The organism is Actinocrispum sp. NPDC049592 (genome assembly GCF_040675465.1).
Lineage (GTDB): Bacteria > Actinomycetota > Actinomycetes > Mycobacteriales > Pseudonocardiaceae > Kibdelosporangium.
Window position 1 is genome coordinate 1,316,603 of record NZ_JBFAPA010000001.1, and the last position, 13,512, is coordinate 1,330,114.

17 protein-coding genes are annotated in these 13,512 nt (G+C 67.7%); 6 read left to right on the forward strand and 11 right to left on the reverse strand.

The genetic code is table 11. The features are described from left to right. Positions 1-443 precede the first annotated feature (443 nt). From AB0J95_RS06300 to dusB, 3 genes are all read right to left on the reverse strand, one after another. Positions 444-1,313 carry a GGDEF domain-containing protein gene (locus AB0J95_RS06300; RefSeq protein WP_364753037.1) on the reverse strand — a complete coding sequence of 290 codons (870 nt, stop codon included), beginning with the start codon at positions 1,311-1,313 and terminating at the stop codon, positions 444-446. A gap of 144 nt (positions 1,314-1,457) precedes the next feature. Then, entirely contained in the window at positions 1,458-1,880 is a 423-nt protein-coding gene (locus AB0J95_RS06305; protein ID WP_364753039.1) for a hypothetical protein, read from the reverse strand. 1 nt (position 1,881) lies between these two features. Next, positions 1,882-3,015 carry a tRNA dihydrouridine synthase DusB gene (gene dusB / locus AB0J95_RS06310; RefSeq protein WP_364753041.1) on the reverse strand — a complete coding sequence of 378 codons (1,134 nt, stop codon included), beginning with the start codon at positions 3,013-3,015 and terminating at the stop codon, positions 1,882-1,884. Between the two features lie 275 nt (positions 3,016-3,290). On the opposite strand from dusB, the gene AB0J95_RS06315 reads away from it, so the two are divergent. Continuing rightward, on the forward strand, positions 3,291-3,893 hold the full coding sequence (locus AB0J95_RS06315; RefSeq protein WP_364753044.1) for a hypothetical protein: 603 nt from the start codon (positions 3,291-3,293) through the stop codon (positions 3,891-3,893). Here the strand turns inward: AB0J95_RS06315 and AB0J95_RS06320 are convergent, their stop codons facing one another. After that, positions 3,894-4,394 (reverse strand): O-acetyl-ADP-ribose deacetylase, encoded by a 501-nt coding sequence (locus AB0J95_RS06320; RefSeq protein WP_364753046.1) that lies wholly within the window; start codon positions 4,392-4,394, stop codon positions 3,894-3,896. It abuts the gene before it with no gap. A 124-nt stretch (positions 4,395-4,518) separates the two neighbouring features. Here AB0J95_RS06320 and AB0J95_RS06325 point away from each other — a divergent pair, with 124 nt between their 5' ends. After that, entirely contained in the window at positions 4,519-5,100 is a 582-nt protein-coding gene (locus AB0J95_RS06325; RefSeq protein ID WP_364753048.1) for a hypothetical protein, read from the forward strand. A 170-nt stretch (positions 5,101-5,270) separates the two neighbouring features. Here the strand turns inward: AB0J95_RS06325 and ligD are convergent, their stop codons facing one another. Then, positions 5,271-6,260, reverse strand: coding sequence for a non-homologous end-joining DNA ligase (gene ligD, locus AB0J95_RS06330; RefSeq protein ID WP_364753051.1), 990 nt, complete (start codon positions 6,258-6,260; stop codon positions 5,271-5,273). A 59-nt stretch (positions 6,261-6,319) separates the two neighbouring features. Here ligD and AB0J95_RS06335 point away from each other — a divergent pair, with 59 nt between their 5' ends. Beyond that, complete coding sequence (locus AB0J95_RS06335) at positions 6,320-7,282, forward strand: YafY family protein (protein ID WP_364753053.1); 963 nt, start codon at positions 6,320-6,322, stop codon at positions 7,280-7,282. Here AB0J95_RS06335 and lysA read toward each other — a convergent pair. The 4 genes from lysA to AB0J95_RS06355 form a co-directional block, all read right to left on the reverse strand. Continuing rightward, positions 7,279-8,595, reverse strand: a complete 1,317-nt coding sequence (lysA, locus tag AB0J95_RS06340; RefSeq protein ID WP_364753056.1) for a diaminopimelate decarboxylase — start codon at positions 8,593-8,595, stop codon at positions 7,279-7,281. The two genes, AB0J95_RS06335 and lysA, sit on opposite strands and share 4 nt — an antisense overlap. 132 nt (positions 8,596-8,727) lie before the next feature. Beyond that, positions 8,728-9,345 carry an NAD(P)H-dependent oxidoreductase gene (locus tag AB0J95_RS06345; RefSeq protein ID WP_364753057.1) on the reverse strand — a complete coding sequence of 206 codons (618 nt, stop codon included), beginning with the start codon at positions 9,343-9,345 and terminating at the stop codon, positions 8,728-8,730. Between the two features lie 45 nt (positions 9,346-9,390). Next, entirely contained in the window at positions 9,391-9,996 is a 606-nt protein-coding gene (locus AB0J95_RS06350) for a helix-turn-helix domain-containing protein (protein WP_364753060.1), read from the reverse strand. A 20-nt stretch (positions 9,997-10,016) separates the two neighbouring features. Then, entirely contained in the window at positions 10,017-10,445 is a 429-nt protein-coding gene (locus tag AB0J95_RS06355; protein ID WP_364753063.1) for an SRPBCC family protein, read from the reverse strand. Between the two features lie 46 nt (positions 10,446-10,491). Here AB0J95_RS06355 and AB0J95_RS06360 point away from each other — a divergent pair, with 46 nt between their 5' ends. Beyond that, entirely contained in the window at positions 10,492-11,070 is a 579-nt protein-coding gene (locus AB0J95_RS06360; RefSeq protein WP_364753065.1) for a TetR/AcrR family transcriptional regulator, read from the forward strand. Here the strand turns inward: AB0J95_RS06360 and AB0J95_RS06365 are convergent. Together AB0J95_RS06365 and AB0J95_RS06370 are read right to left on the reverse strand one after the other, a co-directional pair. After that, positions 11,037-11,651, reverse strand: a complete 615-nt coding sequence (locus AB0J95_RS06365) for a response regulator transcription factor (RefSeq protein WP_364753068.1) — start codon at positions 11,649-11,651, stop codon at positions 11,037-11,039. The two genes, AB0J95_RS06360 and AB0J95_RS06365, sit on opposite strands and share 34 nt — an antisense overlap. Then, positions 11,648-12,679, reverse strand: a complete 1,032-nt coding sequence (locus AB0J95_RS06370; RefSeq protein ID WP_364753071.1) for a histidine kinase — start codon at positions 12,677-12,679, stop codon at positions 11,648-11,650. Before AB0J95_RS06370 ends, AB0J95_RS06365 begins: the two co-directional genes overlap by 4 nt. A gap of 114 nt (positions 12,680-12,793) precedes the next feature. On the opposite strand from AB0J95_RS06370, the gene AB0J95_RS06375 reads away from it, so the two are divergent. Both AB0J95_RS06375 and AB0J95_RS06380 read left to right on the forward strand, forming a co-directional pair. After that, positions 12,794-13,042: a hypothetical protein gene (locus AB0J95_RS06375; protein ID WP_364753074.1), complete on the forward strand. Its 249-nt coding sequence runs from the start codon at positions 12,794-12,796 to the stop codon at positions 13,040-13,042. A 130-nt stretch (positions 13,043-13,172) separates the two neighbouring features. After that, complete coding sequence (locus AB0J95_RS06380; RefSeq protein ID WP_364753077.1) at positions 13,173-13,484, forward strand: hypothetical protein; 312 nt, start codon at positions 13,173-13,175, stop codon at positions 13,482-13,484. Positions 13,485-13,512: the final 28 nt, after the last annotated feature.

Here is a 13,512-nt window from a genome sequence, read left to right on the forward strand (position 1 = left end):
CCGCTGCGGGGCTCGCGGCTGTTCCGGCGCCGGTGCTACCGCGGTCGTCTGAGGAATCGGCAGGTCGGTACGGGTATGCCGCTTGACCAGGTCCGAGACGCTGACCCCGCCCGAGTCCTCCATTGACCGTCTGCGACGCCTCGGCTGCTGATCGGGTGAAGCTTCCTCGGTTGAGTGACGACTGCGGCGGGAACCAGTGCCGTACGCGTGATCTTCGTCGGGCACCAGGTATCCCTCCAATCTCAGTCACGTCACGATATCAACACGGCGCCGCATGTCCAGCGGCGGCGGGAATAACCAGTGTTGCAGACCCTCTGTAGGCGTTGCCCGGAGATAGTACGGGCGGCAGCCGGTTCTGACGACAGGCCGACGACGATTGCTTACGTTCGGTACGCAGAACTGCGCAGACCAGTAGGCCGAACGGGGGACAAAAGACCTACTCTCTAGTAGGCCAGCGCCCTCGGCTCGGTCACCGCCCGGCGGCCCGCGGCCGGCCCGGCGAGGAACGTGCGGCCGCCCACGCGATACGCCACAGCGTTACGACCACTCTGTTTTGCTGTGTAAAGCAGTCCGTCGGCCTGCCGCAGCTGACGCTCCGGACCCACTCCGACACCCGGCGCCGGCTCATGCGCGACACCGATGCTGACCGTGACCCGCAGCCCCAGGACGATCTTGTTCCAGTCGTGGTTCTCGACCTTGATCCGGGCCGCCTCGGCCATCGCGACGGCGGTCGGGCCGTCCACCGCGGGCAGCACCAGCGCGAACTCCTCGCCGCCGTAGCGGGCGCAGAAGCCGTCCTCGGGCAGGCCGTCCTGCAGCAGCTCCACCACGCGCTGCAGCACGCGGTCGCCGATCAGGTGGCCGAAGGTGTCGTTGACCTGCTTGAACCAGTCCAGGTCGACCAGTGCGACGGCGAGTCCGCCCGGCTTGCCGCCCCATTCGGACAGCAGCGTGACGAGGCGCTGGTCGAGGTACCGGCGGTTGTAGCTGGCCGTCAGGCTGTCGCGGATGCTCTGCTCGCGGGCCTCGGCGTGCTCCCGGCGCAGCCGGTCCACCTCGCGGCGCAGCTGTTCGGGGATCCTCGGCGGTTCGGTACGGTCGGCGTGCACGAGTTCCAACGCGGAACGCAGGTGCTGGTAGGCCTGCCGCCACTGGCCACGCGAGGCCAGCAGGGTGGCGATCGACTCGTGCAGTTGCACGAGACTCGCACCGTCGGGACTCGCGCCATCGGGCATGTGAGCACCGCCCGGGCCCGGCCAGTCGTCGTCCGAAACGGGCTCAGGCTCGGTGATGCCGCGTCCGAGTCCGGTCACCGCCTTCACCTCCCTCACCTACCTCTGTCGACCGGTTGGCCGCCGGTCTTGAGACGCTGGGGCGATGGGGTTGTGAAAATCCCTCAACTGGTGGATGAGCGGCTGCTCCAACCCAGTGATGTGATGTGACACGCCTCGCAGTTGTCAGCGCAGGCACGGCATGAAGCCGTACACGCTGCCGTCGAGCACCACGAGACGCTGTGATCCGACCTGCTCGCCGAGAACTTGGCCGTTCTTGTGCACGCTCAGTGCCACTGCCACTACATATACGGTGCCGCGCGGGCGTCCGCCGGTCTGTGGCGCCCATTCGTTGTCCGGCTGGAAGGTCGACATCCCGGGCTTGGCGTCGATCGTGGCGCCGCCCAGATCGCAGATCAGATTCGTGAAATCCGGATGCTGGGTGTGGCGAAAGAACGCCAGTTGCGCTTGGGGGCCTTGACTCTCGGCCGTGTTGAGCGCGGCGAAGTAGTTCTGGACGAGTTCGCGGTCGGTGGGTTCGACCGGCGTGCCTGCGACTGTCGTTGAGCAACCTGCAAGCAGCAAGGTGACCGCCAGCAGCGCCCGCACCTCAGCCGCCCGAGTGCATCACGTCGGCGGCGAAGGGGATGGACGGGTCGTCGGGGTCGTCGAGCCAGCCCTCGGGCAGCGTGACCTTGCCGGGCGAACCCTGGCGTCCGCGCGGTCCTTCGGCGTCCTGCGGGAATGGCGCGTCGTGGTCGAGTTTGCCGATCAGGTCCTCGATCTCGGTGATCGTGTCGACCATGGCGAACGCCCGGCGCAGCTCCGAGCCGACCGGGAAACCCTTGAAGTACCAGGCCATGTGCTTGCGCAGGTCGCGGATTCCCTTGTCCGGCCCCAGATGGTCGACCAGCAGCAGGGCGTGCCGGTGCAGGATCTCGGCGACCTTGCCCAGGTTCGGGCCAGGCGGGATGGGCCCACCGCGGAAGGCGGCCTGCAGTTCACCGAAAAGCCAAGGCCTGCCAAGGCATCCGCGGCCGACGACGACCCCGTCGCAGCCGGTCTCGGCGATCATCCGCAGGGCGTCCTCGGCGCAGAAGATGTCGCCGTTGCCCAGCACGGGGATGGTGGTGACGGCCTGCTTGAGCTCGGCGATCCTGGTCCAGTCGGCGGTGCCGGAGTAGCGCTGGGCGGCCGTCCGGGCATGCAGCGCAACGGCTTTCGCGCCCTCACCCTCGGCGATCCGGCCGGCGTCGAGGAAGGTGAGGTGCTCGTCGTCGATCCCGATGCGGAACTTCGCGGTGACCGGCGTGTCCCCGGCGGCGTCCACAGTGGCCGCGATGATGTCCTGGAACAGCCGCCGTTTGTACGGCAGCGCCGCCCCGCCGCCCTTCCGGGTGACCTTGGGCACCGGGCAGCCCCAGTTGGTGTCCAGGTGGTCGGCGAGCCCCTCCCCGACGATGATCTTGGTGGCCTCCCGCATGGTCGCCGGGTCGACGCCGTAGAGCTGCATCGACCGCGGGAACTCGCCGGCCCCGAAGGTGATCATCTCCATGGTCTTGGCGTCCCGCTCGACCACCGCCCGCGCAGTGATCATCTCGCAGACATACAGCGAGGTCGGGCTGCCGAACTCCCGGCACAGCTGCCGGAAGGCGACATTCGTGATCCCCGCCATCGGCGCGAGCACCACCGCGGGCTCGACCCGATACGGGCCGATCCGCAAAGAGGGGGTAGTGGCAGGCACGCATCCAGGCTAGCGGGTGACACACACCACGCCGTGGCGGTTCGTCCGCAGTTCGGCAGATCCGCGACGAATGCTCGGCAGATGAGCGACGGGCAAGAGCACGCTCGCCGACTTGTGTCCGCGCGACCATCCGGACAGCGTGCGGCGCTATATGGACGATCTTCGGACCGGGGCCTCGGCTGCGGCTTACCCGGTGGCGTTCTCAGACGCCCCGGGCATCATGCTCATCGACAACCGGGCGGGTAGCTTCGCGAGTACACACCCTGGAGGCCGGGATGACGTCGTACATGGCTCTGCCGGGACCGGAGCGGGACCCGCGTGCGGACTTCCAGCGCTCGCTGACCGCCGTTCTCGATCTGCTCGGCATCACCGCCCCGCCATCGGCGGACTTCCGTGCGCAGCGGTTGCTGGTCAAGGAGGCGCTGCGCGACCGGACGGACCTCCCTGAGGCGTTCTTCGCCCCGTTGCTCAGGGCGGCGGTGGACGACCCGGACCCGAGCTTCGACCGGTGGTTCGTCGACCCGGCGCGCCTCGCGTTCGGCCGGGCGCGTGTGATGGAAGCGCTGCTGCACTACCTCGTCCACGGCACCGACAGCGAACGCGCCGGCGCCGCCCGCGCCTGGTACTGGGTCACCCGCTTGCGCCGCGGGGACGACCTGGAACCCTTCCGCCCCTTCGCTTCCCGCTGGCTCGAGGCCGCGCTCCATCAGTTCGTCACCAACGAGGACCTGGAAGTCCGCCGTTGCCTGCTCGCCGACCTCCCACTGAACCCCCGCTACTACCGCGAAAACCTGCACGAGCAAGTGCACCAGGCGGTCCACATCGCCCGCACTCACCCCGATCCGTACCTACGCAACCGTGTCGAGCACCAGGTGTAGTCAGGCGAGTTCGGCGGAGAGCAACTCGTAGGTCTCTTCGTCGAACGCGACGAACCGCACGCGTTCAACCTTTGTCGGCGTTTCGCGCACGGTGCGCACCGCGATGCGGGCCGCCTGCTTCGCCGGAAACCCATACACCCCAGTGGCTATCGCCGGGAACGCAACGCTCCGCGCCCCGATCTCGTCGGCCACCGCAAGACACCGCCGGTAGCAGGAGGCCAGAATCTCCGCCTCGCCATACGCGCCGCCGTCCCACACCGGCCCGACCGTGTGGATGACGTGTTTCACCGGTGGGTCCAGGTCGAACGCTGGCGTCACCTTCGCGTCGCCGGGCCCACAGGGCGCGATGGCGCCACCGGCTTCCGCCAGCCTCGGCCCCGCCGCCCGATGCACCGCCCCGTCAACGCCTCCGCCGCCCAGCAACGACTCGTTCGCCGCCGTGACGATGGCGTCGACATCCTCACCGGTGATGTCCCCGAGAACGACTTCAAGCGTGGCCATTGCCCGATCATCCCTGCGGCGGCCCATGTCCGGGGCACGTTTCGCGGCAGGCGAACCGGGTGTGAGAAATCCGCGCCGCCGGACGGCGGTTCCTGGCTAGGATTCCGGTTCTTGGGGGTGTCGTATGACTGTCGGTGGGTTGCCAAGCGCTGAGATGTCGATTGCCGAGGCGCGCAAGGCGTTGTGGGTGATGGTCGGGTTCCTCGCCCCGTACCGCAGCGACCGAATGAGACGCCTCCTCCTCGGCCTTGCCGCGGCCCTCGCACTGACCGCGTGTTCGCACCAGCCCGACACCCCAGCGTCGCCTGTCCACTATTCGCAGCCTTCCACGGACAAACAGGCGATCGCCGAGGAGTTCCCCAACCTCAAGGGGATCAAGGACGTCTACTGGATCGAGGGCAACAACAGCGATCCCAGCCCGAGAGCGGCCCCAGGCCCCTCCACGTTCTATCTCGAATCCATGATCTACCTCGACGAAACCGGCACCGAGGAAATCACTGCCTTCCCCTACATCTGGGACCACCCCGCCCCCACCTGGACCCAGAAAACCCACCCCACCCTCACCCCCAAAATCGAGAACCCCACCACCTGGCTGCACTCCCCAACCTTCGACACCAACTACGCATCCAAAAACAACCACTACCACGGCACCTTCTACCTCAACCCCGACAAGACCATCATCTACTACACCGGCACCACATTCTGAGGGACGTGCGATTTCCACTACGACGTCGTGGACCTCGACTTGTACTGGCACATATGCGGCCAGTTGTTGCGGGGTGTGAGAGGTTTGCCTGCCGGAACCGCGATCAGCGGAATCTCCATCGAATGATTGCGCGACGGGAGTGCGGAGACCTCCAGTAGTCCGATCGGAGGCTATTGCTGGCGGGCGCGCGAAGGGGCGACTCGGTCGGGTTCGTTGGGTTGTTTGGGGTAGACGGGTGGCCAGGGGGCGTCCATGAGGCCGGCGGCCATGTCGGCTTCGTGCAGGGCGAGCAGCGGGGCGAGGGACTGCGGGGTGTCGTTGATGGTGGACCAGGGGTCGCCGTCGGTGGCGAGTCGTGCAGGGACGGTCGCGATGGTGAGGGTTTTGGGGTCGACGGAGGAAAGAGCGTCCCAGTGCAGGGGTGTTGAGACTTGGGCGTTTTTGTTGTCGCCGCGGACCGACCAGGCGCCGAAGACCGTTTTGTGTGGGGCGTTCTGGTTGTAGTCGACGAAGATCCGGGCCCCGCGTTCTTCCTTCCACCAGGCCGCCGTGATGAGGTCGGGGCGGCGGCGTTCCAGTTCGCGGGCGACCGCCACCGCGGCGAAGCGGACTTGGTAGGAGTCCCACTGCGATTCCAGGCGCATGTAGACATGCAGGCCGCGTTTGCCGGTGGTCTTCACGAACGCGGTTAGACCTAGCTCGGTCAGAAGGGCCCGAAGTTCATGAGCGGCGAGCACGGCCTCGGCGAAACCCGTGCCCGGCTGCGGATCGAGGTCCAGGCGAAGTTCGTCCGCGAAGGCGGGCGCGGCCGCGAGGTACGGCCACACGTGAAAGCCGAGACACGCGAGGTTGACGGCCCAGGCGACGTGCGCGAGATCGGCGATGACCAGCGCCTCGGACGGCGTCCCGTTGACGGTCTCCACGGTGGTGGTCGACAGCCAGGGCGGCACCGTGGCGGGCACGCGCTTCTGGAAGAACGAAGGGCCGCCCGCGCCCTGCGGATACCGCTGCATCAGCACCGGCCGCCCACCCATCGTCCGCATCAACGGCTCCGAGACGGCCTGGTAGTACTGGATCAGATCGAGCTTGGTCTCGCCGCGTCCCGCGAAGAACACCTTGGACGGGCTGCTGATGGCCACCTCAACGTCTCCTACCAGCATGAACGGCACGCTACCCGGACTGACAGCCGGTGTCAGGATTCCGGGGCAGAATTAACCCCGTGCGTGCGAGCCGGTTGCTGTCCGTCCTTCTCCTGTTGCAGGCGAGGGGGCAGATGACTGCGCAGGAACTGGCCGATGAGCTGGAGGTCTCGGTAAGAACCATCTACCGGGATGTCGATTCGCTGAGCGCCGCCGGTGTTCCGGTGTACGCGGATCGGGGGCCTGCGGGCGGGTACCGCCTGCTGGATGGGTACAAGACGAAGCTCACCGGGTTGACGACGGCCGAGGCCGAGACGCTGTTCCTCGCGGGCATGCCGGACCAGGCCGCGGAGCTGGGGCTTGGGGAGGTATTGGCGGCGGCGAAGCTCAAGCTGCTGGCCGCCATGCCGCCCGAGCTGCGCGAGAAGGCCGAGGCCATCCGGGAACGGTTCCTGTTCGACGCGCCCGGCTGGTTCAAGGAGCAGAAACCGCCGGAGCACCTGGTCACCACGGCGAGCGCGGTGTGGGAGCAGCGCAGGATCGCCGTGAAGTACCGCCGCTGGGGTAACTCCGAAGTGGACAGAGTCATCGAGCCCCTTGGCCTGGTGCTGAAGAACGGCACCTGGTACCTGATCGCGAACAGCAACGGCGAGGCCCGCACCTACCGGGTCTCGCGGATCCTCAGCATCGAGCCGCGCGACCTGTTCGACCGCCCCGAGGACTTCGATCTGGCCCGCCACTGGGAGACCGCGTCCGAACGCGTCCAGACCACGCTCTGGAAAGGCGAAGCCAAGGTGCGTCTCACCGAACGCGGCCTGAAACTGGCGTTCCTGCTCGGCCCGGTGGTCGGCCGGGCCCTGCAGGACACCGACCACCACCCCGACGAGGACGGCTGGACCACGGTCACCCTCCCCATCGAGACCAACATGCACGCCCTGCACGCGATCCTGCAGCTCGGCGCGGACGCGGAAGTCCTCGAACCGCCGGAACTCCGCCAGATGTTCACGCAGGCCGTCCAGGACCTCGCCCGGATCTACACCTAGCCGACGTCCCGCGCCGCCAGGTCCTCCTCGGTCTCCCGCCGCACCAACGGACGCGCGATCCCGTCCCGCACCCCGACAATGGGCGGCCGGCACACCTGGTTGTAGTTCGACGCCAACGAATGGTGGTACGCCCCGGTCACCGGCACCGCGAGCAAATCCCCCGCATGAACATCACCGGGCAAGCCGACATCCGAAGCGATCACATCGCCCGCCTCACAATGCCTCCCGACAACGGTGACTGTCCGAAGTGGAGCGCATGAGGACCGGCCCGCCAGCCGGACGCAGTACTTGGCCCCGTAAAGAGCCACCCGCATGTTGTCGCTCATCCCGCCGTCGACGGCGACGAAAGACCCCTTCACCGCAACGACACGATACAGCGTGACCCCGGCTGGACCGGCAAGAGACCGCCCAGGCTCAACAGTCAACCGCGGCACCGCAAGACCCAGCAGAGAAGCAGTGTAGGAAACGGCAACCCGAACCCGCTGCGCATACCCAACGAGGTCAAACCCAGGCTCACCAGTCAGATACGGCACGGCATACCCACCACCGAGGTCCAACTCCCGCAACACCACACCAAAGCGATCCCGGACGGCACCCAGCAACGAGACCATCCGCCGAGCAGTCTCCTCGTAAGCGGCCACAGTGGACACCTGCGAGCCGATGTGACAGTGCACCCCCGCGAGCCGCAGACTCGGCTGAGCCAACACCGCCGAGACCGCGTCCATGGCTGTAGACAACGGAAAACCGAACTTCTGCGAGTCAACCCCCGTGGTGATCGCCTTGTGGGTATGGGCATCCACGCCCGGGGTCACCCGGATCAACACCCGCTGCGGATATCGTGCCAAAGTACCCAGTTCCGCGATCTCGTCCAGCGAGTCGACGACGATCCGGTCGACCCCGTACGCCAACGCCGCCTTGAGGTCCTCGGGCGTCTTGACGTTGCCGTGCATCAGGATCCGCGAGGCCGGGAAGCCGACGGCGCGCGCGACCGCCAGCTCACCCGCCGAGCACACATCCAGCGACAGGCCCTCCTCCATGACCCAACGCAGAACAGCGCGGCACAGCAGGGACTTCCCCGCGTAAGCGACTTCCATCTCGGGTAGAGCGGCCCGGAAGTCCCGGCACCGCAACCGGAACGCGTCCTCAGCCAGAACGTACGCCGGAGTGCCGAACTGGGCCGCGAGGGAAACGGCTGGGACGCCCGCGAAAACGAGGCCGTCCTGGCCAAGGGTGGTACCAAGCGGCCAGATGTCCGGCTCCAGCCTGGTATGCAGGCATCTGCCCATGGTCGGCAGCACGTCGGCGAGCGTCACCGTGTCCTCCTGTGGTGGTCCTGCCCCCACCACAGCGCCAAATCCGGGCCCGAGTGCCCAATGAGGACACGGGATTGACGACCAACCCAGTGTTGTTAGCGCTGTCTTGACGGTTGCGTGGTGCCGGCCACATCAAAACGCCTGAGCGAGTTCCCGGGCTCGCTCATGCGCCAGCTTGCGGTCCGCGTCCGCCGTCGTGGTCACGAGATCAGGCCGGAATGCCACGCTGACGATGTCCGAGATCCCGGCCCACTGCAGCCAGTTCTCGAAGTACGGCTGCTGGAAGTCGGCGCCGAACGACGGCGGTAACCCAGGCCCGTAAACCGCGCTGGTGTAGACCACGGCGGCCTTGCGGCCCTGCAAAAGCCCCGTGTAGCCGTGTTCGGGCGAGAACGAGAACACCATGCCCGGCTGGCTGATCACGTCGATCAGCTGCTTGAGCACGTACGGCACGCCCGAGTTCCACATCGGCACGCTGAACAGGTACTTGTCGAACGACGCGAACCGCTCGAACGTCCGCACCGCCGCGTGCCAGTCGTCACCGGCAGGCTCTTGACCTGCGAAGACAGCCATCTTGGCGGCGACCGCGGACGGCCCGAACGCGGGCAGCGTGCCGTCCCACAGGTCGAACTCCTCGACGGTGTCGGCCGGATGCGTCTCCCGGTAGACGTCGAGGAACGTGCGGGCGATCGCGAGCGACTCGGACGCCTCACCACGCGGCGAGGCGGACACGTGCAGAACCCTGGCCATGATTCTCCTTCAAATCGGACTGCGGTCCGTTTGAAGGTTAGCGGACTACGGTCCGGTTGTCACCCCGCTGAGCACCAGCCGGGCGAGCGAGACCGCGCCCGCCGTCGCGCGCGCCGCGGAATAGTCCAGTGAGCTGCGCAGATCCGCGCCGAGTGTGGCGAGGATCGCGTGCGCCAGGTAGTCGGCGTCCAGGTCCGGCCGGGCCTTCGCGAGCAGCACGGTCACGTGCCGGTGCCACAGCTGGTACGCGCCGATCCGGTACCGGGCGCCCGGGCTCGCGGTCTCGGACAACCGGACCAGGTCCAGGCTCTCCTCGAGGAAAGCCGCGTACGCGGTCACGAACGCGATCAGCCGCTCGCCTGGCGGGGCACCCGGGCCGAGCGGCGGCGGGCCGGACAACATGCCCTCCTGCAGCACCGACTCGCGGTCCCCGAGCAGGGCCGCGGCCAGGCCGGACTTGTCGCCGAACCGCCGGAACAGCGTGCCCTTGCCGACCCCGGCGGCCGCCGCGACCTGGTCCATCGACACGTTCGCCACGCCGTTCTCGGCGAACAGGCGCGCTGCCGCGTCCAGGATCTTGCCGCGGTTGCGCGCCGCGTCCGCGCGTTCCCTGGGAGGCGAGCTCCCGATGTTCAGCAGTTCGTCAGCCACGAACAGGACTGTAGTCCGAATCAGTTCCCGCTGGTGTAGGAGACCAGGTGGTTGACCATGTTCTCGGTGATCTTCTGCAGTGCCCGCCGGTAGAGCCAGCCCATTCCGGGCACCTTCGCGCGGAACGTGGTGTGCCAGCGGATGTCCGTGCCGCCGTCGACCGGGGTCAGGTCGATGTTGGCCCGGTAGTCCCGCAGTGCCAGGCCGCTGAGCAGCTCGTAGCTGAACCGCTTGTCCGGCACCAGCTCGGCGACCCGCTCGCGCATCTTGTACTTGCCGGTGTGGAAGTTCCGGATCGCGCCGACACTCTCCGGTTCGGGCGTGCCGGCCTTTTCCAGGACGAACCTGTCCAGTGGCCCCCAGGTCGGCCAGGTCGAACCGTCCCTCAGCAACGCGTAGATGGTCGCCGGGTCGGCGGTGGAGTGGCCGCGTGCGTCGATCTTCTGCATCCCTGCCTCCTTCGTGTACCAGATGGTACATGTACCATGTGGTTCAGTGAGCGAGAAACAACGGCTGCTCGAAGCGGCTGTCGACTACGTGGCCGACCAGGGCATCGGCGAGAAGAGCCTGCGCCAGCTGGCGGCCGCGCTCGGCACCAGCCACCGGATGCTGATCTACCACTTCGGGTCCAAGGAAGGCCTGCTCGTCGAGATCATCAAGACCGTCGAGGCGCGTCAGCTAGCAGTGCTAGCCGATCTGGCGGAGGTAGAAGGCGAGTCGCCCGGCGACGCCGCTCGCAGGTTCTGGCAGCGGATCGCGAACCCCGCGCTCTGGCCGAACGAGCGGCTGTTCTTCGAGGTCTACGGCCAGGCCCTGCAAGGCCGCCCGGGTACGACTCACCTGCTGGACGACGTGATCCACTCCTGGGTCCGGCCTTTGACCGAAATGATTGCTGCGCAAGGGTTTCCCGCGGAACAGGCGCAGAACCTGGCTCGGTTGGGGCTTGCGACGAGCCGAGGTCTTCTGCTCGACCTGCTCGCCACCGGCGACCGGGCCGGGGTGGACGCGGCGATGGAACAGTTCATCACCATGTACGAGGCTCAGCTGCCCGGCCGCGCCACACCGCTCTCGTAGGCCAGATACACCGCCTGCGCCCGGTCTCGCGCGCCGATCTTGGTGAACAGCCGCGAGACATAGGTTTTCACGGTCGAGTGGGTGAGCCGGAGGTCCGAGGCGATCTCGGTGTTGGTCCGGCCACGGGCGACCAGTCGCAGCAACGCGGTGTCCTGTTCGGACAGTTCCGGCAGTGAACCGGTCGGGATGCCAACGGTGTCCAGCAGCCGCCGGGTGATCGACGGTGACAGGACCGCCTGACCCGACGCCACGTCCCGGATCGCCTCGACGACCCGCTCCGGCGGCGCGTCCTTGACCAGGAACCCCCTGGCGCCGGCCCGAAGCGCGGCGTGCAGGTTCTCGTCGTGGTCGAACGTGGTCAGGATCAGCACGGGCTGAGAGATCCGGCGGGCCGCCTCGATCCCGTCCACGCCCGGCATCTGGATGTCGAGCAGGATCACATCCGCTTGGGGCGCAAGGGCGATCGCAGCCGATCCGTCCGCGGCCTCGCCCACCACGGTCATGTCCGGCTCGGTCTCCACGACCATGCGCAACCCGGCGCGGACAATCGGGGCGTCATCGCAGATCAGCACCGAGATCATGACGGGAACACCGCCCGGACCGACCAGCCGCCCTCCGGCCGCGGCCCGGCGACCAGCGAACCACCCGCCAGCACCGCCCGCTCGCGCATGCCCGTCACCCCATTGCCGGGCCGGGCTGGCATGCCCAAGCCGTCGTCCAGCACCTCGACCTCCAGTGCGTCCGGCCGGTAGCGGACGCCGACATGCGCGGTCGCGCTTCCCGCGTGCCGCACCACGTTCGTCAATGACTCCTGCACGATCCGGTAGGCCGCGTTACCCACCTTGACCGGCACCGTCTGCGGCTTGCCCTCGGTGGAAACCTGGACGGCCAAGCCGTTCGAGCGCACGTTGTCGACCAACGTGGACAGATCGTCCAGGGTCGGCGCCGCACGGACGGACTTCAGCAACGCGCGCGTCTCGGTCATGCCCTGGCGGCCGACCTCCTCGATCCGGGCCAGCACCTCGACGGCCGCCGCGGGATTGGTCTGCGCCATCCGGCGGCCGCCCCCGGCGAGCACGACCATGCCGCTCATGGTGTGCGCCAACATGTCGTGCAGTTCGCGCGCGATCCGGGCCCGTTCCTCGGCCACGGCCTGAGCCGCGATCGCGGTCGCCTCATCGCGCCGGGTGCTCTGGTAGCGACCGAGAAACCACGCCGAGGCAACGTATCCGAGCACCAGCAGGATCGCGAGCCCGATCCCGCCTTGCGAACGTTCCTCGGTGACCGGCCCCATCGCCACCAGAACGCCCGCGGCCATAACAAGAACCGTGATCCCAACGCCCAAAGCCCAGCGCCGAGGGGCGTACGCGGCCACGCCGTACAGCGCGACCCAAGCGACGCACAACAGGCTGAACCCGGTCTCCCAGTGCCACAGGATCGAAGCCACGAACGTCGGCGCGACCAGCGCGAACACCACCACCGGATATCGCCGCAACCAGATCAACGCGACACATCCGGCGACCGCCGCCACCGCGGCCGCCCAGCTCAGGCTGTTCAGCATCAGTAACGCCGTGGCCAGTCCGCCTGCCAGCGCGATGTCCCGGGACATGGGTCCACCGTAGGGCGGTCGACTCCGGTCGGCTTCCGGGATAAACCCCGGTCGATCCCGGGATATCCCTGAGATCGACGCGTGCCGAGGCCGCGCGTTCCTAGCGTCACCGGCATGAAGACACCGTCCACTTTGGTCTACGATGAGACGACCATGGGCGTGCAGTCCATCACCTCCGGCCAGAACGGCACCGCCCGATCCGGGATCTGGGTGTACCAGAACGGGTTGAAGCACCTCTTCGACCTGGACCTGGGCGCCCAGGGCGGTTCGGGACCAGGCCCCGACCACGCCGCCGACCGAGCGGCCCCGGCCGCCCGGCCTGAACATCGCGGACACCCTCACCGCCTGGTCCTTCGCCGGTGACAAGGCCGCCGCGGTCCGCGAGAACGCCCATCACTCCACCGCGAGTGGTCCGGATCGATGGCACCGACATCACGGATGTCTTCAACCCCAACCTGGACGTGCCGCCGGTCCAGGCTCCGGTTGCGGCGCAGTGGACGAATGTGCACGGCCACAAGGCATCGCCGGGTACAGCCGGGGCGCGGAGGTCACGCAACTGGCGATCTCGCATTCGAACGTGTTCAAGGCCGCCTCGTCCGGCGAAGGCGGCTACTGGCTGTTGGGCGCGCAGATCCCGTACGCCGCCGAACAGGCCAGGGAGGTCTTCGGTGGTTCGCCGGTCGACCCGGCCGCCGTCGAGAAGGCGCAGAACCTGGACTGGTTCGACTACTGGCTGACCGGCCGCCGCGATCCGGATCCCGCGAAGAAGGCCCAATACGCCCGGTGGGACGGGATGCGCCCATAGAATCGGAAGAACACCTCCGGATCGGAGC